This is a genomic window from Actinacidiphila yeochonensis CN732 (genome assembly GCF_000745345.1).
Classification (GTDB): domain Bacteria; phylum Actinomycetota; class Actinomycetes; order Streptomycetales; family Streptomycetaceae; genus Actinacidiphila; species Actinacidiphila yeochonensis.
In genome coordinates this window covers 485,573-506,060 of sequence record NZ_JQNR01000004.1, presented here as the reverse complement: position 1 = coordinate 506,060, position 20,488 = coordinate 485,573, and the positions used below count along the sequence as shown (strand labels likewise).

Genomic DNA, 20,488 nt, shown 5'->3' with positions numbered 1-20,488 from the left:
CGGGGGCACCAGGGTTTCCAGGGGCAGCGGGGACACCGGGGAGTCCGGGGAGACCGGCCGGACCGGCGCAGGTCCGGGCGGCGGGCCAGGTGGTGGGACGGGCAGCGGGCCAGGTGGTGGGACGGCGGCGGGGCACAGCGGCCGAGGGGGCCGGGCCGGGCAGGCGACGGGACGGGTGGGCGTATGAAGCGGGGGCGGATCGCGGCGGCGCCGATCTCCTGGGGCGTGTGCGAGGTACCGGGTTGGGGCCACCAGTTGGACCCGCGGCGGGTGCTCGACGAGATGGCGGGCCTCGGCGTGACGGCGAGCGAGTTCGGCCCGGACGGCTTCCTGCCCGGCCCGCTGCTGGCCGAGCGCGGGATCACCGCGGTCGGCGGGTTCGTACCCGTGGTGCTGCACGAGGAGGCGTACGACCCGCTGCCGCGGGTGCGGGCTGCGCTGGGGCGCTTCGCCGCGGCCGGCGCGGGCACCCTGGTGCTGGCCGCGGCCACGGGCGCGGACGGGTACGACGAACGGCCGGAGCTGCCCCCCGAGGCGTGGCGGACCCTGCTGCGCCGCCTGGACGAGGTGGCCGGGGCGGCTGCCGCCGAGGGCGTCACCGCGGCCCTGCACCCGCACGTGGGCACGCTGGTGGAGGGGCCCGATGAGGTCGCCCGGGTGCTCGACGGCAGCGGCGTCGGACTGTGCCTGGACACCGGGCACGTGCTGGTCGGCGGAGGCGACCCGGTGGCGCTGGCCCGCAAGGCGGCCGACCGGGTCGCGCACGTGCACCTCAAGGACGTGGACACCGCCCGTGCCGAGAAGGTCGCGGCGGGTTCGGCGACGTACTCGGCGGCGGTCGCCGCGGGCCTGTACCGGCCGCTGGGCTCGGGCGGGCTGGACCTGGACGGGCTGGTCGAGGCGCTGGAGGCGGCGGGCTACCAGGGCTGGTACGTCATGGAGCAGGACACCGTGCTGGACCGGGAGCCTCCGCCGGGCGGGGGTCCGGTGGCCGACGTCGCGGCCTCGCTGCGCTGGCTGGACGCGGTGTGACGGGCGCCGCGGCGGACGTCCGGGAGGGGCCGGCGCCGGGTGCCGGGCCCCGGGCCCGGTACGACGTGGTGACCGTCGGCCGGGTGGGCGTGGACCTGTATCCGGAGCAGAGCGGCGTGGGGTTGGCGGAGGTCCGCTCGTTCGCCAAGTCGCTGGGCGGCACGGCCGGCAACGTGGCGGTGGCCGGGGCCCGGCTGGGGCTGCGGACGGCCGTGCTGACGGGGGTCGGCGACGACCCGTTCGGCGGCTACGTGCGCGGCGCCCTGCGCGGCTTCGGGGTGGACGACGCGCTGGTGGCCACGGTGCCGGACGCCCAGACGCCGGTGGTGTTCTGCGAGCTCTTCCCGCCGGACGACTTCCCGATCTACTTCTACCGGCGGCCGGTCGCCCCCGACCAGTGCCTCGCCCCGGAGCGGCTGGACACCGAGGCCGTCCGGGACGCGCGGGCGCTGTGGATCACGGGTTCCGCGCTGGCGGTGGAGCCGACCCGGTCGACGGTGTTCGCCGCGCTGGCGGCGCGGGAGGGCGGCGAGGTGTGGTTCGACCTGGACTGGCGCCCCATGCTGTGGCCCGACCCGGCGGAGGCGCCCGCGCTGTACGCCCGCGCCCTGGCGTACACCACCGTGGCGGTGGGCAACCGGGCCGAGGCGGAGGTGGCGGTGGGCGCGTGCGGCCCGGAGGACGCGGTCGGGCGGCTGCTGCGGAGCGGGGTCGGCACGGCCGTGGTGAAGCTGGGGCCGGCCGGGGTGCTGGGCGCCGACGCGCACGGGCTGGTGCGGGTGCCGCCGGTGCCGGTGAAGACCGCCAACGGGCTCGGCGCGGGTGACGCGTTCGGCGGCGCGCTGTGCGCGGGCCTGCTCGCGGGCGAGCCGCTGGCCCGGGTGCTGCGGGCGGCGAACGCGGCGGGCGCGATCGTGGCGTCCCGGCTGGCCTGCGCGGACGCGATGCCGACCCGCGCGGAGATCGACGCGCTGCTGGCGACGGGCGAGGTCCCGCCCTCCCCGGAACGGGCCCTGCTGCCGCGGAGCGGCTTCCCTCTGCACCCGCCGCACCGCGGCCCGTTGGACCTCACCGCGGTCCAACCCGCCGACGGGTGGCCCCCTTGCCCCGACCCCGCCGGACCGCCGACCCCCGCCGGACCGCCGACCCCCGCCGGACCGCCGGCCCCTTCCGGACCGCCGGCCCCTTCCGGACCGCGGCGGGAGCGGTCCCAACTCCCGCCTCGCGCGGGCGAGGAGGCGTCGTGACGGTGGACACGCCCGGCCCGCACCTGCCGGCAGGCAGCACCGCGCGGGAAGGCTACGACCTGTGGGTGGACCCGGCGGGCGCCGGGTGGACGTACTCCTCGCTGCGGGTGCTGACGCTGCCGCCGGGCGGGCGGCGGGAGTTCGCGACGGAGGGCAGCGAGTGGATCGTGCTGCCGCTCAGCGGCGGCTGCGAGGTCACCGTCGACGGACTGGTGTTCACGCTGCACGGACGTCCGGACGTGTTCAGCGCGGTGACCGACTTCGCCTATCTGCCGCGGGACGCCGAGGCCGTGCTGACCAGCTCCCGCGGCGGCAGGTTCGCCCTGGCCGGGGCGCGCTGCTCGCGGCGGCTGCCGGCCCGCCACGGCCCGGCCGCCGGCGTCCCCGTGGAGCTGCGCGGTGCCGGCCGGGCCGCCCGCCAGGTCAACAACTTCGCCGCGGCGGACGTGTTCGCGTGCGACCGGCTGATCGCGGTGGAGGTGCTGACCCCGGGCGGCAACTGGTCCTCGTACCCGCCGCACAAGCACGACGAGGCGGGCCCGCACGAGTCGCGCCTTGAGGAGGTCTACTACTACGAGTTGCGCGGCGGACCGGCCGCGCTCGGCTACCAGCGGGTGTACCCGTCGGCCCCCGGCGGCACCGACCTGCTCGCCGAAGTGCGCACCGGGGACGCCGTGTTGATCCCCGACGGCTGGCACGGCCCGAGCATGGCCGCGCCCGGGTACGACATGTACTACCTGAACGTGATGGCGGGCCCGGACCCCGAGCGGGCCTGGCGGATCAGCGACGACCCGGCGCACGCCTGGGTGCGCGGCACCTGGCGGGAGGCCGGCGCCGACCCGCGCCTGCCGCTGTACCAGGCCCCGGACGGCCCGGCGCGGGACGCCGGGCGGGTGGAGGACGACGAGGTATGAGGCTCACCGTCGCACAGGCGCTGGTCCGCTTCCTCTCCGCGCAGTACACGGAGCGGGACGGCGGGCGGCACCGGCTGATCGCGGGCATGTGGGGGGTGTTCGGGCACGGCAACGTCGCCGGGGTCGGCCAGGCGCTGCTGGAGGCAGGGCCGGAGGCGATGCCGTTCCACCAGGGGCGCAACGAGCAGGCGATGGTGCACGCGGCCGTCGGCTACGCCCGGACCCGCCACCGGCTGTCCGCGATGGCGTGCACCACCTCGATCGGGCCCGGCGCCACCAACCTGGTGACGGGCGCGGCGCTGGCCACCGTCAACCGGATTCCGGTCCTGCTGCTGCCCGGCGACGTGTTCGCCACCCGGCCCGCCGACCCCGTGCTGCAGCAGCTCGAAGTGGCGTGGGCGGGCGACGTGTCGGTGAACGACGCGCTGCGGCCGGTGTCGCGGTACTTCGACCGGATCTGGCGGCCGGAGATGCTGGGCCCCTCGCTCCTCCAGGCGGTCCGGGTGCTCACCGACCCGGCGGAGACCGGCGCGGTGACGCTGGCGTTGCCGCAGGACGTTCAGGCGGAGGCGTACGACTTCCCCGACGGGCTGTTCGCCGAACGGGTGTGGCCGGTGCGGCGGCCGTGCCCGGAGCCGTCGGCGCTGGCGGAGGCGGCACGGCTGCTGCGGTCGGCGCGCCGGCCGCTGATCGTGGCGGGCGGCGGGGTGCGGCACTCGGAGGCCGCGGCGGCGCTGGCCGGGTTCGCGGCGGCGACCGGCATCCCGGTGGCGGAGACGCAGGCCGGGAAGGGCGCGCTGCGCTGGGACCACCCGCAGTGCCTCGGCGGCGTCGGGCACACCGGCACCGCCCCGGCGAACGCGGTGGCCCGGCAGGCGGACGTGGTGCTCGGCATCGGCACCCGCTGGACGGACTTCACCACCGCCTCGGGCTCCCTCTTCGCCCCGGACACGCGCTTCGTCAACCTGAACGTCGCGGCGTTCGACGGTGCCAAGCAGGACGGCCTGGCCCTGGTCGGCGACGCGCGGGCGGGTATCGAGGCGCTGGCGGAGGAGCTGGCCGGCTTCCGGGCGCCGCCGTGCGCGGTGTCGACGCGAGCCTGGCACGCGCTGACCGAGTCCGTCTTCCGCGGCACCTACCGGCCCGAGCCGGTCGCCGGACCCCAGGAGCCCGGACCCCAAGAGCCTCCCCGGAGCGGCGGGTTGTCGCAGGGCGAGGTGGTCGGCGCGCTCGACGCCGTCCTCGCCGACCGGGACGTGATCGTCAACGCGGCCGGGTCGCTCCCGGGCGACCTGCACAAGCTGTGGCGGGCACGCGACCCGGAGCAGTACCACGTGGAGTACGGCTTCTCCTGCATGGGCTACGAGATCCCGGCCGCGATCGGGGTGAAGCTGGCGGCCCCGGACCGTGAGGTGTTCGCGCTGGTGGGCGACGGCACGTACCTGATGCTGCCGACGGAGGTGGTCACCGCCGTCCAGGAGGGCGTGGCCATCACCGTGGTGATCGTCCAGAACCACGGATACGCCTCCATCGGCGGGCTGTCGGAGCAGGTGGGCGCCGAACGCTTCGGTACCGCCTACCGGTTCAGGGCGGAGGACGGCACGTTCACCGGCGAGCCGCTGCCGGTCGACCTCGCGGCGAACGCGGCCAGCCTGGGCCTTGAGGTCCATCGGGCCCGCACCGCCGGGGAGTTGCGGGCGGCCCTCACGGCTGCCCGCGACTCTCCCCGGCCCGCGGCGGTCTACGTGGAGACCGATCCGTCCCGGCCCGCACCGCCGCCGGAGGCGTGGTGGAACGTCCCCGTCGCCGAGACGGCCACCCGCCCGGCCGCGCGGTCGGCCCGCACCGCGTACGACCGGGCGGCGCACGACCGGACCGGCCTTGACCGGCCATGACCGGGCCGAAGGCTTGGATCGGAGTCCCGGACCGGAGGCCCGGATCGGAGTCACGGACCGGAGTCACGGACCGGAGTCACGGACCGGCCGGCCGGTGACCGCGTCCGCCGGCGGGTGCCCGGCGGGGTAGAGTGCGCGCCTCACGTTCGGAAACCCTGGGGGGGCCTTGACGAAGTGGAGTGGGGCGGTCCGTGCCGCCCGGACGCGCCGTGCCCTGGCGACGCAAGCGGCCGTTCTGCTGCTGACGCTGGCCGCGTGCGGCGGCCACGGCTCCTCGGCCTCGGCCTCCCGACAGCCCACGACGGCACCCCCGACCACCCCGGCGAGTGCCTCCCCCGCGGCGGTGGCCGCGTACGACCCGAGACGGGACGCCGCCGCCGACATCACCGCCGCGCAGCGCGCCGCCAAGGCCGACGGCCACCCCGTCCTCATCGACTTCGGCGCTGACTGGTGCCCGGACTGCCAGGTCCTGGGCCGGACCCTCGCTCGCCCCGCCACAGCGAAGCTGCTGACCGGGTACCACGTGGTGCGGGTCGACGTCGGCGAGTTCGACCACAACATCGCCATCGCCGAGCGCTATCTGGACCTCGACACCAGCGGCATCCCCGCCCTCGTCGTCCTGGACCCGAACGGCAGCGTCAAGGTGGCCACCGACCAGGGACAGTTCGAGAACGCGCGCAGCATGCCGGAGTCGCAGGTGGACGCGTTCCTGATGAAGTGGGCCTGAGCACCATGACGTCGAAGGCCACGTCGGCCCCGGGGAGCGGCGGCCGCCCTGTCAGGTCCGGACGGGCTGCGGCCCGGCTCCAGGCCGCCGGAACGGCTCTGACGGCGGTACTGGCGGCCGTCGGCTGCGGCTCGGGCGCCAACCATCCGGGCACGCTGGCCGAGTTCACAGCCGGTGGCGTCAAAGCCGTGGTGGAGGTGAGCCGTTCCGGCGGGCACGAGGTGCGGATCACGGCGACGCTGCGGCCACGGCAGGCCGGCTTCCACCTGTACAGCCTGTCGCTGCCGGACGGCGGCGTGGACGGCCTGGGCATCCCCACCCGACTGAGCGTCGCCGCACCGCTCGTCGCGACCGGTCCCGTCACCTCCGACGACGCCGCCCACGGTCTGCGCGTCCCGGCGCTCGACGTGACGCTCCCCGTCTACCCCGACGGCCCGGTCACCCTCCGCCTGCCGGCCCGCGTGACGGGCTCCCCCACGACCGCGCGCCTCTCGCTCAGCTACGGCGCGTGCTCGGCCAGTCGGGGCTGCCTGATGCCGGTCCGCGACCACGCCCTGACCGTACGCCTGCCGGTCTGAGGCGAGGACGGCACCTCTTCACCGGAGACCACCGCGCGGCCTCGTAACGCCCTTACCCTGACCCGACTTCCCCGCGTCCTGGAGGACACGTGCCCGGAGTTCCGCTCCCCGACACCGGCTTCGCGCCCTTCCTGCGCGGCGACTTCACCGACGACGCGGCGTGGCAGGCCCTGGTGGAGGAGGTCGGCGGCGACTGGGTGTCCGTTGTCGCCGACCCCTCCCACCATGGCCTTTCCATGGCCGAGTTGGTGGCGCTGGTCCCGGACGGCGGGCACTGCGCGGTACTCGTCGTCGCCGACGCCGCGACGTTCTCCTCCGCCGAGCGTCCGCTGCTGCTGGTCGACGTCCGAGAGGAGCCCGGCCGTACGCTCCGCGTCGCCGCCGCCGCGTTCCCGTCGGTCATCGGCAACCTGGCGATCGGGAACCGGGGCTTCGACGACTACCTTGTCTGCCTCGACGACGCCGGCGTCTACCGGCTGCCCGCCCGGCATCTGGCCGCACTGGCCCAGCTCCAGGCAGCCGGCCGACCGGCCGCGCCGCACTCGGCCTACCCTTCCGCCGTGAACGAGACGACACCTGGCCTACGCGTCCGCCCGGGCGGCCTCGCCGACGCGCCCGCCATCCTTGACATGCTCGACGGCGCGATCGTGTGGATGAACGCGCGCGGGAACACCGAGCAGTGGGGCACGACACCCTATTCGCGGAAACCCGGCGGGGTACGGCGAGTCGAGCAGTACGCCACCGAACAGGACGCCTTCGTAGCGGAGTTGGACGGCGTCCCGGTCGGCGCCCTGGTACTGGGCTCCGGACCCAGCCCGCAGATGCCGATCCCGCCCGCCGCCGAACCCGAACGCTACGTCCGGCTGCTGATCACCGACCGCCGGTACGCCGGCCGGGGCATCGGCGCGGCACTCCTGGCCCACGCGGTGGAGGAGACCCGGCGCGCGGGCCTGACGCTGCTGCGGGTCGACTGCTGGGCGGGCGGCGGGGGCGAACTGGTCGCCTACTACGAGCGCACCGGCTTCACCCGCACGGAGCCCTTCCTCTCCGGGACCTGGCCGGGCCAGGTCCTGGCCCGCCGCGTCGGCTGAGCGACCGCGCGGGCACAGTAGGGAACCCGGGCCGGGTCGCGCGTCCAGCGCGCCCCGGCCCGGAGCGTCACACCGCGGTGCCTACTCGTTGTAAATGTTCGCGGGCGCGACGTCGGTGTAGAAGTTCGCCGGCGCGACATCGGTGTAGAAGTTCGCCGGCGCCACGTCGGTGTAGAAGTTCGCCGGCGTCACGTCGTTGTGGAAGTTCGCCGGCGCGACATCGGTGTAGAAGTTCGCCGGCGTCACGTCGTTGTGGAAGTTCGCCGGCGCCACGGCCGCCGAGGACGTGCCGGCGGCTGCCGCGAAGCCCGCGCAGGCAAGGGCGCCGACGGCGAGGATCCGGGCGGCGTTCGAACGGATGGTCATTGCTCCCCCATGATTGTCCGCGCAACCGGATCACGGAGGAATTCCCTCCGGATTCCGTCGCACGACCCACTCGAACGGTAAAACGATCTCAGGGAATTCCCAAGGGGAATTCAAGCCGTCCTCAGCATCCGCTCGCCATGCGGAATTTCGTCGACCCATGAGGCCCTACTGCCACATGACGGAAGCGCCAGCGGAATTCTTCCGTGCGGCTGCCGCCTTACCGTCAGCGGCTGGGGAGACGGAAACAACCAGGGTGGCCGGGGGCGACCCGCACTGGGCGCCTCCTTTCCGTGCCGTTCGACCGTGGTCGGTCGTCAGTCGGACGCCGCCGGCTCCACGTCGAGGACGGCCTTGCCGGCGATACGCCGGTCCAGCAGCGCCTGGGCGGCATCGGCGACGCGCTCCCAGGAGCCGCGCCAGTCGACCTCCGGGGAGAGCTTCCCGGCCGCGACGAACTCCAGCAGGGTTGCCAGGTCCGGGCCGAACGCGTCGATGTCACCGACCGTGCTCATCGTCCTGGACGGTCCGACGGAGAAGAGGGAGTAGGGCGCGAAGACCGCCGGTTCGCCCGAGGCCCAGCCGATGTTCCGTACGTCCCCGCCCGGGGCGAGGAGTTCCCAGGCCGCGACGAGCTGAGCGCCCCCGACGCTGTCGAGGACGAGGTCCACCGGCCGGTCGATGCCGTCCAGGCCGACCACCACCTCGTGGGCGCCGAGTTCGGCCAGCCCCTCGGCACGCGCGGCCGATCCCACGGAGGCGATCACATGGGCGCCGCCCAGGGCGGCCAGTTGGACCGCGTAACGGCCGACCCCGCCGGCCGCGCCGGTGATCAGCACCCGTCGGCCCAGGACGGAGCGGGAGCGCAGCGTGCGGAGTGCGGTGACGCCGGCCATGGGCAGCGCGGCGGCGTCGGAGAGGGCTACCCGGGCCGGGACTTCGGCCACCGCGGTGGTGTCCACCGCCATCCGCTGCGCCCACGCCCCGGCGCCGAAGGCGGCGACCCTGGCGCCGACTGGCGGGCCGCTGCCGTCTGTTGCGGCCCGTACGACGACACCGGCGGCGTCGTAGCCGTGGACGGTCCCGGCCGGACGCTGCCCGGCGAACGCCACCTCGCCGCGGTTGAGCGAGATGTGCCGTACGTCGAGTACGAGTTGGTCGGGTGCCGGGCGGGGCTCCGCGGCTGTCCCGAGACGCAGGGAGCCGGGTACGCCGGGATCGACGACGAGCGCGCGCATGTCCATCAGTCCTCCTCCGTGGAGCAGCACATCCGGACCGACAGTCCGGATGCAGCACGGTATGGTGCCGACCGCCGGTCCGTCCAGTGGGGAGGTGTCGATGGCCGAAAAGCGCGCCGAACGCGCCGACGCTGTCCGCAACCGTCGCGCGGTGCTCAGCGCGGCCGAGCAGCTCCTGGCCGAGGGCGGCGGGGACCACGTGTCGCTGGATCGTGTCGCCGCGCTCGCCGGGGTCGGCAAGGGAACGGTGTTCCGCCGCTTCGGCAGCCGCGCCGGACTGCTGGAGGCACTGCTGGAGGAGCGGTCCCGGCAGTTGCGCGACGCGGTCACGAGCGGACCCCCTCCCCTGGGGCCGGGGGCGCCCGCCGCCGAGCGACTGCCGGCGTTCCTCGACGGGCTCGGCGCGATCGCCGAGGGGAACGCCGCCCTGCTGTCCGCGCACGGACAGGCCTGCGCCGAGGGCAAGTACGACGATCCCAGCTACCAGTTCTGGCACCGCCACCTCAGCGGCCTGTTCGCCGAGGGACGTTCCGACCTCGACGCCGACTTCGTGGCGCACGCCGTACTCGCCGTCTTCGACGGTGACCTGATCCGCCACACCACTCCGCCCGACGACCCCCGCCGCTTCACCCGTTCCGTCCAGCAGACGGCCATGGCGCTGCTCCGGGGTGACTGACCGTCTCCGCTCTTCGGCCGCCCCCGGCCGCCCCCGGCCGCCTCCGGCCGAGGCGCCAACCGGACCACAGGCATGGGGGTCCGCCGCCTCGCAAAGCCGGTGACGCGTCCGTCGATCACGGCGGATAATCTGCTTCCATGGGAACGGGCGTGGGGGCCGGGCGCAGCGGTGCGGGTCTTGAGGACCACGGCTGGGGCGCGACGCGCGCGTGGGTGGAGAAAGGACTCCCCGACGCGGAGCGGGTCGAAGGCGTCGAACGGTTGCGTGGCGGCTGGACCTCGGAGATGCGCCGCCTGGACGTCTCCGGTCCGGGCGGCCAACGGTCGCTGGTCCTGCGGTCGTTCGTGAAGCCCTTCTTCGTCCGGCACGCCGAGGGCCTGCTGACCCGCGAGGCCGCCGTTCTGCGGCTGCTCGGCGGTACGGACGTGTCGGCGGCCGAGCTGGTGGCCGTGGACGCGACGGCGCGCTGGTGCGACCACCCCTCCCTGCTGATGTCCCTGCTGCCCGGATCGGTGCGCCTGGACGACGAGGGGGCCGACCGCCGTGCCGAGCTCCTGGCACGCCAACTCCTGGCCATCCACCGGGTGCCGGTAGCAGCGGAGGAACGGCCCCGCGCCTACCAGGCGTGGACCTCTCCCGAGCGGGTGAACCTGCCCGAGAGCACCGCCCGACCCGAGGTGTGGCAGCGGGCGGTGGACGTGATCCGCCGCGAGCCCCCGGAGTACCGGGCCTGCTTCCTGCACCGGGATTTCCATCCGGGCAACGTCCTCTTCACCCGCGAGGGAGACGCCCTGCGGATCAGCGGCGTCGTCGACTGGGTGGAGACCTCCTGGGGGCCGGCCGACCTCGACGTGGCGCACTGCTCGACAGCCCTGGCCCTGCTGCACGGAGTCCCGGCGGGCATGCGCTTCGCCGACCTGTACGTCGCGGCGGGAGGAACGCTGGCAGAGGACCGCGCCGCCCATCTCTACTGGCGGCTGCTCGACGCCCTGGCCTTCGCCCCGGACGCCGAGAAGGTCGCCGGCCCCTGGCGCGAGGTGGGCCGCGTGGATCTGACTCCCGAGCTGCTGGCCGGCCGGCTGGAGGCGTACGTCGAGGCGCTTCTCGCACGCTACGCCTGATCCCGGATCAGCGGCCTACGGGACAGCGGTGGCGGACCGGACTCCGGGGACATCGGTAAGAGCTCCAGCACGGGACACCGGGGCGGCTACGGTGGGGGGATGCCCGAGTTGCAGCCCCTGCGCGCTGAACACGCCGCGCCGGTCCTGGCCTTCGAGGTGGCGAACCGCGCCTACTTCGCCGCCACCATCTCCGACCGGGGTGACGCCTACTTCGACCGGTTCGCCGAGCAGTACCGCTCCCTGCTGGCCGAACAGGAGGCCGGCCTCGGCGCCTTCCACGTACTCGTCGCCGAGGACGGCTCGGTCGTCGGCCGGTTCAACCTCGGCTTCGTCGCGGACGGCATCGCCGAACTCGGCTACCGGGTGGCCCAGAAGGTCACGGGCCGAGGTGTGGCGACCGCCACGGTGCGGGAGTTGTGTGGCCTGGCAGCGGCGCGGCACGGGCTCCGCACGCTCATGGCAGCCGCCGCCCTCGCGAACACCGCCTCCCAACGGGTGCTGCTCAAAGCCGGGTTCGTCCCGATCGGCCCGGCCGACCCCACCTCCCTCGGCGGCAGACAGGGCACCTGGTACCAGCGCGACCTGGTGCTCCCGCCGATGGACGGGGCGTGACGCCCGGCCCTGGCGGATAGCCCCGCATGTTCCCTGCGGGGCCGGTCAGGACTCCCGGATGAGGGCCTTGCCGAGAGCCCCAGGTTCGAAGACGGCTGCGGCGACGCGCAGTCCGGGGTCGAGGGAGCTCCACACCTCGTCCAGCAGAGCCTCGCGGTCCCGGGCCGCCGTCCGCACCTCGGTGTACGGTGCGCCGGTCTCCACCGTACGGACGTCGGAGCGGTACGTGGTCACGAGGACGCCCTCACCGGGGTCGGCGTCGGCCACCCGCAGGGTCATCCGGTCGGTGGCCGCACGCTTCCCGCTGCTCCGGCGGGCCGCACCGAACCACGCCTCGCCACCCGTCGGGCCGCCCGCGACGACCGTGATCCGAGGGGTGAAGACGGGCGGGTCCGGCTCGTAGTCCAGGCCGTCCAGCGCGTCCCGGGTGGGCTCCCCTCCGGCGAGACGGCCCGCGACCACGGCGACCTGCTCCCCGTTGCCGTAGACCAGCCAGTCCCCCTGCTGCCGGGCGGCGACGTAGTGGCGCAGCGGATCGTGGACGCCCTTCTCCCGGGCGGCGACCACCAGGTCCCCTCGTCCGTCGAGCCGGAGCGAACGGGAGCGCGACGCCGGCGACCGGCCGGTCAGGAAGTACACACCCAGCCGCGTCCCATCCCCCGTCACACACCACAGCACACCGCGCCCGGGGTACGGGTTCTCCTTCAGCACCGCGCCCAAGTCGTCCATTTCGCACTCCACTCCAGTGTCCGACGGGAGGGACGGCAGCACTTCACCTCGCCACACGGAGAACGCCCGCGCATCCGACCCGAAGGCTAGCGCGGGTCCGTGCGTCCGGTTCCCGCGCTGGCCGCGCCGACACCAACTCGCCCTCTACTTCTTCCTGTTACGGCGTCGTGCGGGCACGAGGGTGTCGAGCGCGCCCACGGCGGCACGTACGTGGGCCGGTCCGCGACGCGACCGCTCCCCCGCGCACCACCAGACGATCCGCCCGTCCGCATCCTGCGGATGCATACCAAGGCCGTGCTCGGCGCACAGGGGCCAGACCCGCCACAGACGCTCCATGACGGTGTCCTGCGCCGCGTCGGCGACGGCGGACAGTGCGTAGGCGGGGTCGTCCGCCGACCCCGGTTGCAGGTTGTTGCCGTGCCACTCGCCGTTGGCCAGGGCGACGTACACATCCTCCGGCTCGTCCGCACCCCAGGGGCGCAGAGCCAGCAGCCGGAGGGGTTCCTGCTCGGGAATGGTCACGGCCAGATCCCGGTTGAGGAGGGCGAGGGCCCCGTCCCACAGGGGGTACTCACCGGGCAGGACGCGCCGGTGCTCGGGACGCTCGTAAGGGGCAGGCATGCGGACCATCCTCCACGGCGGTAGGACAGCCGTCGAGTACGGGTCGGCCGTCGCGGACGGTGGCAGGACTCCAGGAGCGCATGCCGCGCGACACGCCAACTCGGGAGCGAGGGGCACCAGATGAATCGACCGCTGCTGTTCCTGGACGTCGACGGACCTCTGAATCCCTATGCGGCTCAGCCCGAACGCCGGCCCGAGGGCTACATCACCATCCGCGTACCCCGGGAGCGCGTCAACGGCCCACTCTCCGGTCCGCGGCGGTCTGCCGCGAAGCCGCTGCGGGTGTGGCTCAACCCCGCCCACGGCAGGATGCTGCTGGCGCTCGGATACCAGTTGTGCTGGGCCACCGCGTGGATGGACGACGCCAATCGCTGGATCGGTCCCGCGCTCGGCTTGCCCACGTTGCCGTTCGTCGACTTCGGTGAGGCCCTGCTCCGTGAGCGTCCGGACGGGGTGCACTGGAAGTGCGAGCCGCTGCTCGCCCACGCCGACGGCCGGCCGTTCGCCTGGGTCGACGACGAGCAGGGTGACGCCGACCACGCCCACGTGGCAGCCCACCACTCCTCCGCCGCCCTTCTCCACCACGTCAATCCGCGGATCGGCCTGCGGGTCGACGACTTCACCGCCCTCGCCGATTTCGCCGCAGCCCTGGCGGAGACCACCGGACCGGCCTGAGATCACCCGCGGCCCGGCCGCCGAACGGACACGCCGCTCTCGCGGACCTCGCCTCGCGGGTCCGGAGCATGCTCCGGGTTCCGCCAAAACACCAGCTGTCAAAAAGATTCGCTTCCGTCTCACCGGCAAGCCGCAGTAGAGAGAGCAAGGTTCGCGCGGGGGCGCGGGAGTTCGACCCGAAGGGCGAGCCGACCTCTGCTGCCCTCAACCGCCATCCGCAAACCGGCGACCCACGAACGACGGAGGAATCATGGCCATGACCACCGACTGGCGCAACCGTGCCGCCTGCCGCGACGAGGACCCGGAGCTGTTCTTCCCCGTCGGCGCCACCGGCCCCGCCCTCGTGCAGATCGAGAAGGCCAAGACCGTGTGCCACCGCTGCCCCGTGATGGGGCAGTGCCGCGACTGGGCCTTGGAGACCGGCCAGGACTCGGGCGTCTGGGGCGGCCTGAGCGAGGCCGAGCGCCGCGCGTGGAAGCGCCGCACCAGCCGCAACCGCAGCCGCAACGCGTAGAGCTGTCGGGACCGAACGCCCGGGAGGGACGGCGTCAGGCAGGAAAGCGTCCGGCCTTCACCGCGCCCACGAACTCCGCCCACGCGCCCGCCCCGAAGAGCAGCGCAGGACCGCACGGGTCCTTGCTGTCCCGCACCGCCGTCACCCCGGGCAGGTCCGCCACCTCTACACAGTCGCCATTGTCACCACCGCTGTAGCTGGACTTCCGCCACGCGGTGAACACAACGGACGCGTCAGAAATGTGCCTCGCGGTCATGGGACTCGTACTCCTCGGGTCGTCGACCAAGTCAAGTACCGGTGTAGCGCTCCTGGACGTACCTGGCGTCCGCTCAGCTCTCAGGCAGGAAAGCGTCCGGCCTTCACCGCACCCACGAAGGCCGTCCACGCGCCCGGCCCGAAGACCAGCGCAGGACCGCACGGGTCCTTGCTGTCCCGCACTGCCGTCTCGCCGGTCAGATCCGCCACCTCTACACAACTGCCGTTGTCACCACCGCTGTAGCTGGACTTCCGCCACGCGGTGAACACAACGGACGCGTCAGAAATGTGCCTCGCGGTCATGGGACTCGTACTCCTTCGCCACCGATTCGATCAGGCCCAGGGATGCCTCAGGTGAGAGCCCTACGGCCTTGGCAAGATCGTAGGCCGCTCTGTACTGCTCGACCATCGCCGGGTCATCGACAAAAGTACCGGTGTAGAGCCCTTCGACGTACACAGCGTCCGGTTCGTCGTCGAACCGCATGAGCGACATCATGCTCACCATCGTCGCGTGGGCACCTGCCGAGTGCGGGACGACCTGTACCAGGACCCGGCCGTTCCGGGCCATTTCGGCGATGTGCCCGAGTTGCCGGGCCATCACCTCGCGCCCGCCCACCTCGGCGCGCAACACGTTCTCGTTGAGGATCACCCATACCGTCGGCCCATCAGAGCCGTCCAGGATCTCGGCCCTCGCAAGCCTGTTGACAACGAGCTTGTCAACCTCCTCCGGAACGTAGTTGGCGTGCTGCGCCTGGAAGAGCGCGCGAGCGTACCCGTCCACCTGGAGGATGCCCGGTACAAGCGATACTGCGTACTCCTCGATCGACGTCGCCCGCTGCTCCGCCTCAGCCGCCAGCATGAAGTGGTCAGCGAACCTTCGCCCGTTGAGTGTCGGCAGGAAGCGGACGAAGAAGCCATCCGTGCCCAGCTCGCGGTCGAGCCGCTTCGCGTCGTCCAGGCGTGGTTTTCGGCGACCCGCTTCGATGTGGGCGATCATCGACGGCGACAGGATCACCCGCTCTCCGAGAGCCTGCTGCGTGAGCTGCGCCGCCTCCCGCCGGAGGACGAGCTCGCGGCCGTAGGCGACTCGCGGGTCTTCCGACGACTGATGCTCCGACAGGTTTTCCACGTGCCAACCCCTCTGTTGACAAGGCCATTTGGAGAGCCCAGATGGCTGTCAAGACTAACGTCGGCCGCGTCACGCTGTGAATAGTCATCTACACAGTGCGACGAACGACGTATCAGAGGATCATCATGCGAACTCCGCCCCCTGCCGCATCCAATGCCCCCGAGACGGGCCGTCCGGAAGTCGTCAGCCGTTGGCCGCGCACCCGGCGCACCGTCGGGCGGGCCCGGGAGGATCTGCGGGTCGCCCTCGCGAAGTGGGGACTGGAGGAGCTTGCCGATGCTGCCGAACTCGTCCTGTCAGAACTGGTGACGAACTCGGTACGGCACGCACGGACGCCGGCGGGGCGGCTGGTCGAGACCCGGTACACGCAGTACGGGCGCGGTCTGCGGATCGAGGTGCACGACGCCGACGAGACCTGGCCACGGCCCCGCGCCGCAATGGACGAGGACGAAGGCGGGCGCGGCCTGGCCCTCGTGGACGCGCTGACGCAGCACCGCTGGGGGGTCGAGCCGCGCCCGGGGCCGGGAAAGTTGGTGTGGGCGCACATCGGCGACCTGAACGAGGTCGCGCCGGACGGACCGGTCGACGCGTAGGCCGGTTGTCACACGGGGGCTCGGCACATGTGTGACTGTGCATCATGTGGGACCGGGCTGGTGGGAGCCGAGGACCCGGCGGGTTTCGCTGTGCGCGCAAAGATCGTCCGGCGCCGGTCGGCGGACGTAGTCTCCTGGCCATGCAGCCGCCCGTTGTCTCCGTTCAGGCCCAGCCCCGTGACGCCGCCTCCTGGATCGCCCTGGCCCGACGCGTGGAGGCGGGCGGCTACGACGCCCTGCTGGCGGCCGACCACCCGGGCACCGCTGCCGCGCCCTTCGTCGCGCTGGCCGCCGCCGCCACGGCGACGGAGCGTATCGGCCTGGGCTCCTACGTCTCCCAGGCGGGTGTCCGCGAGCCGCTGCTGCTCGCCTCGGACGTCGCCACCTTGGACCTCGTCTCGGGTGGACGGGCACGGCTGGCCCTCGGGGCCGGCCACACCCCGGCCGAGTGGGAGATGCTGGGCGCGGAACGGCCCGACGTCGCGGGGCGTGTCCGACGGTTCCAGGCTGTGGCCGAGGCGTGCCGCGCGCTCCTCGCAGGCGAGACCGTCACCGTCGACGGTCCGGAGGTACGAGCCCGCGAGGCCCGGCTCGACGGACCCCGCCCGGTCCAGCGCCGGGTGCCCTTCACCTTCGGGGGCGGCAACACCGCCCTGCTGCGCTGGGCCGGGGAGCACGCGGACGTCGTGGGGCTGAGCGGGCTGGGACGCACCCTGTCCGACGGGCACATGCACGAGACGCGGTGGAACGGCGCGGACATCGACCGCCAGGTCGACCTCGTCGAGCGGGGGGCTGCGGGCCGGGCCGAGGCACCCGAGCGCGAGGCGCTCGTCCAGTTGGTGGAGGTCACCGACGACGCCGAGGCCGCGGCGCGGGAGATCGCCGGGCGATTCCACTGCACCGCGGCCGAGGTGCTCGCCTCGCCCTACGCGTGGGTGGGCACGCCGGAGGAGATCGGCGCCGCCTGGGCCGAACACGAACGCCGCTGGGGCATCACCCGCTACGTCGTCCGCGAGGCGCACCTGGACGCGGCCGACCGGGTGCGCGCGCGGCTGTCGAACGCCGCCCGCTGACTCCGCCGGGGAGCACGGGGGGCAGCCCTCAGGCGTCCGCGCAGCACGTGCCGCCGGCCCCGCCGCCCGGGACCGGGCTCTTGGCGGGGGTGTCGGCGTCGGCCTTGACGGTGTAGACCTCCCAGGGCTCGCGGCCGGGGCCGTGGACCCAGACCTTGTCCTGGAGGGCGTAGCAGCAGGAGGTGTCGTTCTCCTCGAACGTGGCCAGGCCCGCTTCCCGCAGGCGGTCAGTGGCCGCGGCGACCTGCGCGGTGGTCTCGACCTCGACGCCGAGGTGGTCCAGGCGGGTGTCCTGGCCCGGCTCGCCCTCGATCAGGACGAGCTTCAACGGGGGTTCGGCGACGGCGAAGTTGGCGTAGCCGGGGCGGCGCTTGGCCGGCTCGACGCCGAACAGCCTGGAGTAGAAGGCCACAGATCCTTCGAGATCGGCGACGTTCAGAGCGAGTTGGACGCGGGACATGGCTCGGCTCCTGACACTCTGCGCGGACGTCATCTTATTGACGTCTGTCGATACAAGCTTGCGTCGTGGATCGACGGGCGTCAATATAGAAGCATGTCGAATCAAGAGCTTGAGGTGATCGGCCAGGACACCGGGTGCTGCCCGACCCTGCTGGCCGCGCCGCTGGACGCGGAGCAGGCCGAGACCCTCGCGAGGGTGTTCAAGGCGCTGGGCGACCCGGTGCGGCTGCGCCTGCTGTCGATGATCGCCTCCCGCTCCGGCGGCGAGGTGTGCGTCTGCGACCTCACCCCCGCGTTCGACCTCTCCCAGCCGACGATCTCCCACCACCTCAAGCTGCTCAGGCAGGCCGGGCTGATCGCCTCCGAGCGGCGCGGCACGTGGGTGTACTACCGGCTCCTGCCCGGGATGACCGACCGGCTCGCCGCCGTCCTCACCCGCCCGGCCGACCTCTCCCGCGCCGCCGGGCACCCGCAGGTGGGGACCGCCGAGGCCGACCGATGAGCCGGGGTGAGCCTGTGCCCGACGGCCCGGCGCCCAACGGTCCCGCACCCACCGGTATCACCGAGCCCCACGGTCCCGGGCCCGCCGGTCCCGTCGCCGGCCGGCTGTCCTTCCTGGACCGCTACCTGGCACTGTGGATTCTCGCGGCGATGGCCGCCGGCCTCGTGCTGGGCCGCCTGGTACCCGGCCTCGGGGGCGCGCTCGCGGCGGTGACGGTCACCGGTGTCTCGCTGCCCATCGCCCTCGGCCTGCTGGTGATGATGTACCCGGTGCTCGCCCGGGTCCGCTACGACCGGCTCGGCACGGTGACCCGCGACCGGCGCCTGCTGGTGCCGTCGCTGCTGCTGAACTGGGTGGTCGGCCCGGCCCTGATGTTCGCCCTCGCCTGGGCGCTCCTGCCAGACCTCCCCGCGTACCGCACCGGACTGATCGTCGTCGGCCTCGCGCGGTGCATCGCCATGGTCGTCATCTGGAACGACCTCGCCTGTGGCGACCGCGAGGCGGCGGCCGTCCTGGTCGCCCTCAACTCCGTCTTCCAGGTGCTCGCGTTCGGCCTGCTGGGCTGGTTCTACCTGAGCGTGCTGCCCGGCTGGCTCGGCCTGGAGCAGACCGCGCTGGGGGTGTCGGCGTGGACGATCGCCCGCTCCGTACTGGTCTTCCTCGGCATCCCGCTCGCCGCCGGGTTCCTCACCCGGCGCCTGGGCGAGAGGGCCAGGGGCCGCACCTGGTACGAGGCGCGGCTGCTCCCCCGGGTCGGCCCGTTCGCCCTGTACGGGCTGCTGTTCACCGTCGTGGTGCTCTTCGCCCTCCAGGGGGACGCCATCACCGGCCACCCCGTCGACGTCGCGCGGATCGCGCTGCCGCTGCTGGCGTACTTCGCGCTGATGTGGACCGGGTCCATGGCGCTGGGGAGCGCGGTCGGGCTGGACCATCCGCGCGCCACCACGCTGGCGTTCACCGCCGCGGGCAACAACTTCGAGCTGGCCATCGCCGTCGCGGTCGCCACCTTCGGCGCCTCGTCCGGCCAGGCCCTCGCCGGGGTCGTCGGCCCGCTCATCGAGGTACCCGCCCTGATCGGCCTCGTCCACGTCGCCCTCAGGGCACGCCGCTACTTCCCGCTCCCGACCCCCTCCCCCGCCCCGGCTCCGGCTCCGGCTCCGGCTCCGGCGGGCGAGCAGGCCACCGTCCCGAAGGGACCCGCCCATGTCTGACGTCCCCGCCGCCGTGAAGCCCTCGGTGCTGTTCGTGTGCGTGCACAACGCCGGCCGTTCGCAGATGGCGGCCGCCTGGCTCCGCCACCTCGCCGGGGAGCGGATCGAGGTGCGCTCGGCCGGCTCCGCGCCCGCCGACCACCTCAATCCGGCCGTCGTCGCGGCGATGGCCGAGGCCGGCATCGACATCACCGCGCAGGCGCCGCAGGTGCTGACCGCCGACGCCGTGCGGGCCTGCGACGTCGTCATCACGATGGGCTGCGGCGACGCCTGCCCGGTCTTCCCCGGCAAGCGCTACCTCGACTGGGCCCTCGACGACCCCGCCGGGCAGGGCGTGGAGGCGGTCCGTCCGATCCGCGACGAGATCGAACGCCGGGTCCGGGCGCTGATCGACGAGCTGTGACCGGGGCCGTCCAGCAGGGACGGCGGAACGCGCCGGACGGCCGGGCCCTGGGCCGTGTCCGGCGCGGCACGTAGGATTCCAGTCCGACGGACCCGTCCGAGGGCGGGTTCAGCTCCGGAAAGGGCGTGGCGGAAGTGGCAGGCGTCGACACGCGGAGGTTCTGGGAGCTGCTGCGCGCGATCCCGGTGCCGGACGACGCCGCGTTCCTCTACGGTCCCGAGCCGGAGGGCCGGCTGCGCGAGCGGAACCTGCGGCGCTACCACGCGCTGATGGCCGGTATCGGGCCGCGGGTGGCGCTGGTGGGCGAGGCGCCCGGCTACCGGGGGCACGTCGTCTCGGGGGTGCCGTTCACCAGCATGCGCCAACTGGCCACCCGGCCCGGGCTGGTCACGGGCTCGCCGGAGGGCGACGGCTTCGACGTGCCGGACCACCCCGCCGCCGAGTGGGAGGCCTCCTCCGGCATCGTGTGGCGGGCGCTGGCCGCGTGGCGGGGGCCGCTGCCCCTGATGTGGGCGATCTACCCCAACCACCCTCACGAGATGGGCCGTTCGGCCACCAACCGGGCGCCCAGGGCGGCCGAGGTCGCCACCGGCACGCCCGTCGCCCTGGCGCTGGCGGAGGCGTTCGGCATCACGTCGTTCGTCGCGGTCGGCCGCAAGGCGCAGGGCGCGCTGGCCCGGGCCGGAATCGACGCGGTGGCGGTGCGCCACCCCGCGCAGGGCGGCGCCCGCCTCTTCACCGAGCAGCTCGCCGAGTTCAACGCCGCTCACCAGTAGGGAACTTGCGCTCGCACGCGCCTTCCCGTCGTCCGCGGCCGTCACGGCGCCCCT

Annotated in this window: 26 protein-coding genes and 1 pseudogene; 19 read left to right on the top strand and 8 right to left on the bottom strand. The window is 73.7% G+C overall.

Features of this window, described 5'->3' with window-relative positions:
* Positions 1-183 precede the first annotated feature (183 nt).
* The 8 genes and pseudogenes from BS72_RS08940 (at position 184) to BS72_RS08910 (ending at position 7,484) form a co-directional block, all read left to right on the top strand.
* Positions 184-1,032, top strand: coding sequence for a TIM barrel protein (locus tag BS72_RS08940; RefSeq protein ID WP_037908497.1), 849 nt, complete (start codon positions 184-186; stop codon positions 1,030-1,032).
* Positions 1,029-2,279, top strand: coding sequence for a 5-dehydro-2-deoxygluconokinase (gene iolC / locus BS72_RS08935; RefSeq protein ID WP_078901174.1), 1,251 nt, complete (start codon positions 1,029-1,031; stop codon positions 2,277-2,279). Before BS72_RS08940 ends, iolC begins: the two co-directional genes overlap by 4 nt.
* The gene (gene iolB, locus BS72_RS08930) at positions 2,276-3,193 is read left to right on the top strand and encodes a 5-deoxy-glucuronate isomerase (RefSeq protein WP_407638949.1); all 918 of its coding nucleotides are present in this window, start codon (positions 2,276-2,278) and stop codon (positions 3,191-3,193) included. Before iolC ends, iolB begins: the two co-directional genes overlap by 4 nt.
* The gene (gene iolD / locus BS72_RS08925) at positions 3,190-5,088 is read left to right on the top strand and encodes a 3D-(3,5/4)-trihydroxycyclohexane-1,2-dione acylhydrolase (decyclizing) (protein ID WP_037908496.1); all 1,899 of its coding nucleotides are present in this window, start codon (positions 3,190-3,192) and stop codon (positions 5,086-5,088) included. The genes iolB and iolD overlap by 4 nt, the downstream gene beginning before the upstream one ends.
* 166 nt (positions 5,089-5,254) lie before the next feature.
* Positions 5,255-5,815: a thioredoxin family protein gene (locus tag BS72_RS08920; RefSeq protein ID WP_078901173.1), complete on the top strand. Its 561-nt coding sequence runs from the start codon at positions 5,255-5,257 to the stop codon at positions 5,813-5,815.
* Positions 5,816-5,820: 5 nt separating this feature from the next.
* Complete coding sequence (locus tag BS72_RS08915) at positions 5,821-6,393, top strand: hypothetical protein (protein WP_157856183.1); 573 nt, start codon at positions 5,821-5,823, stop codon at positions 6,391-6,393.
* 89 nt (positions 6,394-6,482) lie between these two features.
* Positions 6,483-6,857, top strand: a pseudogene (locus tag BS72_RS39815) (DUF6924 domain-containing protein); the annotation flags it as partial.
* 165 nt (positions 6,858-7,022) lie between these two features.
* Positions 7,023-7,484, top strand: a complete 462-nt coding sequence (locus BS72_RS08910) for a GNAT family N-acetyltransferase (RefSeq protein WP_407638962.1) — start codon at positions 7,023-7,025, stop codon at positions 7,482-7,484.
* An 81-nt stretch (positions 7,485-7,565) separates the two neighbouring features.
* Here BS72_RS08910 and BS72_RS08905 read toward each other — a convergent pair whose 3' ends face one another.
* Both BS72_RS08905 and BS72_RS08900 read right to left on the bottom strand, forming a co-directional pair.
* The gene (locus BS72_RS08905; RefSeq protein ID WP_037908493.1) at positions 7,566-7,850 is read right to left on the bottom strand and encodes a hypothetical protein; all 285 of its coding nucleotides are present in this window, start codon (positions 7,848-7,850) and stop codon (positions 7,566-7,568) included.
* Between the two features lie 314 nt (positions 7,851-8,164).
* Positions 8,165-9,085 (bottom strand): zinc-binding dehydrogenase, encoded by a 921-nt coding sequence (locus BS72_RS08900; RefSeq protein WP_078901274.1) that lies wholly within the window; start codon positions 9,083-9,085, stop codon positions 8,165-8,167.
* Positions 9,086-9,185: 100 nt separating this feature from the next.
* Between BS72_RS08900 and BS72_RS08895 the strand changes: the two genes are divergently transcribed.
* From BS72_RS08895 to BS72_RS08885, 3 genes are all read left to right on the top strand, one after another.
* Positions 9,186-9,761 (top strand): TetR/AcrR family transcriptional regulator, encoded by a 576-nt coding sequence (locus tag BS72_RS08895; protein ID WP_078901273.1) that lies wholly within the window; start codon positions 9,186-9,188, stop codon positions 9,759-9,761.
* A 137-nt stretch (positions 9,762-9,898) separates the two neighbouring features.
* Positions 9,899-10,882 (top strand): phosphotransferase family protein, encoded by a 984-nt coding sequence (locus BS72_RS08890; protein ID WP_037908492.1) that lies wholly within the window; start codon positions 9,899-9,901, stop codon positions 10,880-10,882.
* A 99-nt stretch (positions 10,883-10,981) separates the two neighbouring features.
* Positions 10,982-11,494, top strand: a complete 513-nt coding sequence (locus BS72_RS08885) for a GNAT family N-acetyltransferase (RefSeq protein ID WP_037908491.1) — start codon at positions 10,982-10,984, stop codon at positions 11,492-11,494.
* A 45-nt stretch (positions 11,495-11,539) separates the two neighbouring features.
* On the opposite strand, the gene BS72_RS08880 is transcribed toward BS72_RS08885, so the two are convergent.
* Positions 11,540-12,223: an IMP cyclohydrolase gene (locus tag BS72_RS08880; protein WP_037908489.1), complete on the bottom strand. Its 684-nt coding sequence runs from the start codon at positions 12,221-12,223 to the stop codon at positions 11,540-11,542.
* A 144-nt stretch (positions 12,224-12,367) separates the two neighbouring features.
* Positions 12,368-12,844 (bottom strand): hypothetical protein, encoded by a 477-nt coding sequence (locus BS72_RS08875; RefSeq protein ID WP_198545830.1) that lies wholly within the window; start codon positions 12,842-12,844, stop codon positions 12,368-12,370.
* Positions 12,845-12,964: 120 nt separating this feature from the next.
* On the opposite strand from BS72_RS08875, the gene BS72_RS08870 reads away from it, so the two are divergent.
* Complete coding sequence (locus BS72_RS08870) at positions 12,965-13,519, top strand: hypothetical protein (RefSeq protein WP_037908484.1); 555 nt, start codon at positions 12,965-12,967, stop codon at positions 13,517-13,519.
* A gap of 256 nt (positions 13,520-13,775) precedes the next feature.
* Entirely contained in the window at positions 13,776-14,033 is a 258-nt protein-coding gene (locus BS72_RS08865; RefSeq protein WP_037909661.1) for a WhiB family transcriptional regulator, read from the top strand.
* 34 nt (positions 14,034-14,067) lie between these two features.
* Here BS72_RS08865 and BS72_RS08860 read toward each other — a convergent pair whose 3' ends face one another.
* The 3 genes from BS72_RS08860 to BS72_RS08855 form a co-directional block, all read right to left on the bottom strand.
* Positions 14,068-14,289, bottom strand: coding sequence for a DUF397 domain-containing protein (locus tag BS72_RS08860; protein WP_037908483.1), 222 nt, complete (start codon positions 14,287-14,289; stop codon positions 14,068-14,070).
* Between the two features lie 80 nt (positions 14,290-14,369).
* On the bottom strand, positions 14,370-14,591 hold the full coding sequence (locus BS72_RS33835) for a DUF397 domain-containing protein (RefSeq protein ID WP_078901172.1): 222 nt from the start codon (positions 14,589-14,591) through the stop codon (positions 14,370-14,372).
* A complete protein-coding gene (locus BS72_RS08855) occupies positions 14,569-15,417 on the bottom strand; it encodes a helix-turn-helix domain-containing protein (protein ID WP_063836009.1) in 849 nt (282 codons plus the stop codon). The genes BS72_RS33835 and BS72_RS08855 overlap by 23 nt, the downstream gene beginning before the upstream one ends.
* A gap of 125 nt (positions 15,418-15,542) precedes the next feature.
* Here BS72_RS08855 and BS72_RS08850 point away from each other — a divergent pair, with 125 nt between their 5' ends.
* Positions 15,543-16,010, top strand: coding sequence for an ATP-binding protein (locus tag BS72_RS08850; RefSeq protein ID WP_037908481.1), 468 nt, complete (start codon positions 15,543-15,545; stop codon positions 16,008-16,010).
* Positions 16,011-16,150: 140 nt separating this feature from the next.
* Positions 16,151-17,083, top strand: a complete 933-nt coding sequence (locus BS72_RS08845; protein WP_037908479.1) for an LLM class flavin-dependent oxidoreductase — start codon at positions 16,151-16,153, stop codon at positions 17,081-17,083.
* Between the two features lie 28 nt (positions 17,084-17,111).
* Here the strand turns inward: BS72_RS08845 and BS72_RS08840 are convergent, their stop codons facing one another.
* Positions 17,112-17,543, bottom strand: coding sequence for an ArsI/CadI family heavy metal resistance metalloenzyme (locus tag BS72_RS08840; protein ID WP_037908476.1), 432 nt, complete (start codon positions 17,541-17,543; stop codon positions 17,112-17,114).
* Positions 17,544-17,636: 93 nt separating this feature from the next.
* Here BS72_RS08840 and BS72_RS08835 point away from each other — a divergent pair, with 93 nt between their 5' ends.
* The 4 genes from BS72_RS08835 to BS72_RS08820 all read left to right on the top strand — a co-directional run bounded on the left by BS72_RS08835 (position 17,637) and on the right by BS72_RS08820 (position 20,434).
* Positions 17,637-18,044, top strand: a complete 408-nt coding sequence (locus BS72_RS08835) for an ArsR/SmtB family transcription factor (RefSeq protein ID WP_037908475.1) — start codon at positions 17,637-17,639, stop codon at positions 18,042-18,044.
* A 14-nt stretch (positions 18,045-18,058) separates the two neighbouring features.
* The gene (arsB, locus tag BS72_RS08830; protein ID WP_407638948.1) at positions 18,059-19,255 is read left to right on the top strand and encodes an ACR3 family arsenite efflux transporter; all 1,197 of its coding nucleotides are present in this window, start codon (positions 18,059-18,061) and stop codon (positions 19,253-19,255) included.
* On the top strand, positions 19,248-19,658 hold the full coding sequence (locus BS72_RS08825) for an arsenate reductase ArsC (protein ID WP_037908473.1): 411 nt from the start codon (positions 19,248-19,250) through the stop codon (positions 19,656-19,658). The genes arsB and BS72_RS08825 overlap by 8 nt, the downstream gene beginning before the upstream one ends.
* 125 nt (positions 19,659-19,783) lie before the next feature.
* Entirely contained in the window at positions 19,784-20,434 is a 651-nt protein-coding gene (locus tag BS72_RS08820) for a uracil-DNA glycosylase (protein ID WP_198545828.1), read from the top strand.
* Positions 20,435-20,488 lie beyond the last annotated feature (54 nt).

Bases quoted from the DNA above. Each gene is read 5' to 3' on its own strand.
- BS72_RS08940 (WP_037908497.1), top strand. From the start codon at position 184: ATGAAGCGGGGGCGGATCGCGGCGGCGCCGATCTCCTGGGGCGTGTGC.
- iolD (WP_037908496.1), top strand. From the start codon at position 3,190: ATGAGGCTCACCGTCGCACAGGCGCTGGTCCGCTTCCTCTCCGCGCAG.
- BS72_RS08915 (WP_157856183.1), top strand. From the start codon at position 5,821: ATGACGTCGAAGGCCACGTCGGCCCCGGGGAGCGGCGGCCGCCCTGTC.
- BS72_RS08910 (WP_407638962.1), top strand. From the start codon at position 7,023: ATGCTCGACGGCGCGATCGTGTGGATGAACGCGCGCGGGAACACCGAG.
- BS72_RS08905 (WP_037908493.1), bottom strand. From the start codon at position 7,850: ATGACCATCCGTTCGAACGCCGCCCGGATCCTCGCCGTCGGCGCCCTT.
- BS72_RS08900 (WP_078901274.1), bottom strand. From the start codon at position 9,085: ATGCGCGCGCTCGTCGTCGATCCCGGCGTACCCGGCTCCCTGCGTCTC.
- BS72_RS08895 (WP_078901273.1), top strand. From the start codon at position 9,186: ATGGCCGAAAAGCGCGCCGAACGCGCCGACGCTGTCCGCAACCGTCGC.
- BS72_RS08890 (WP_037908492.1), top strand. From the start codon at position 9,899: ATGGGAACGGGCGTGGGGGCCGGGCGCAGCGGTGCGGGTCTTGAGGAC.
- BS72_RS08885 (WP_037908491.1), top strand. From the start codon at position 10,982: ATGCCCGAGTTGCAGCCCCTGCGCGCTGAACACGCCGCGCCGGTCCTG.
- BS72_RS08880 (WP_037908489.1), bottom strand. From the start codon at position 12,223: ATGGACGACTTGGGCGCGGTGCTGAAGGAGAACCCGTACCCCGGGCGC.
- BS72_RS08875 (WP_198545830.1), bottom strand. From the start codon at position 12,844: ATGCCTGCCCCTTACGAGCGTCCCGAGCACCGGCGCGTCCTGCCCGGT.
- BS72_RS08870 (WP_037908484.1), top strand. From the start codon at position 12,965: ATGAATCGACCGCTGCTGTTCCTGGACGTCGACGGACCTCTGAATCCC.
- BS72_RS08865 (WP_037909661.1), top strand. From the start codon at position 13,776: ATGACCACCGACTGGCGCAACCGTGCCGCCTGCCGCGACGAGGACCCG.
- BS72_RS08860 (WP_037908483.1), bottom strand. From the start codon at position 14,289: ATGACCGCGAGGCACATTTCTGACGCGTCCGTTGTGTTCACCGCGTGG.
- BS72_RS33835 (WP_078901172.1), bottom strand. From the start codon at position 14,591: ATGACCGCGAGGCACATTTCTGACGCGTCCGTTGTGTTCACCGCGTGG.
- BS72_RS08850 (WP_037908481.1), top strand. From the start codon at position 15,543: ATGCGAACTCCGCCCCCTGCCGCATCCAATGCCCCCGAGACGGGCCGT.
- BS72_RS08845 (WP_037908479.1), top strand. From the start codon at position 16,151: ATGCAGCCGCCCGTTGTCTCCGTTCAGGCCCAGCCCCGTGACGCCGCC.
- BS72_RS08840 (WP_037908476.1), bottom strand. From the start codon at position 17,543: ATGTCCCGCGTCCAACTCGCTCTGAACGTCGCCGATCTCGAAGGATCT.
- BS72_RS08835 (WP_037908475.1), top strand. From the start codon at position 17,637: ATGTCGAATCAAGAGCTTGAGGTGATCGGCCAGGACACCGGGTGCTGC.
- BS72_RS08825 (WP_037908473.1), top strand. From the start codon at position 19,248: ATGTCTGACGTCCCCGCCGCCGTGAAGCCCTCGGTGCTGTTCGTGTGC.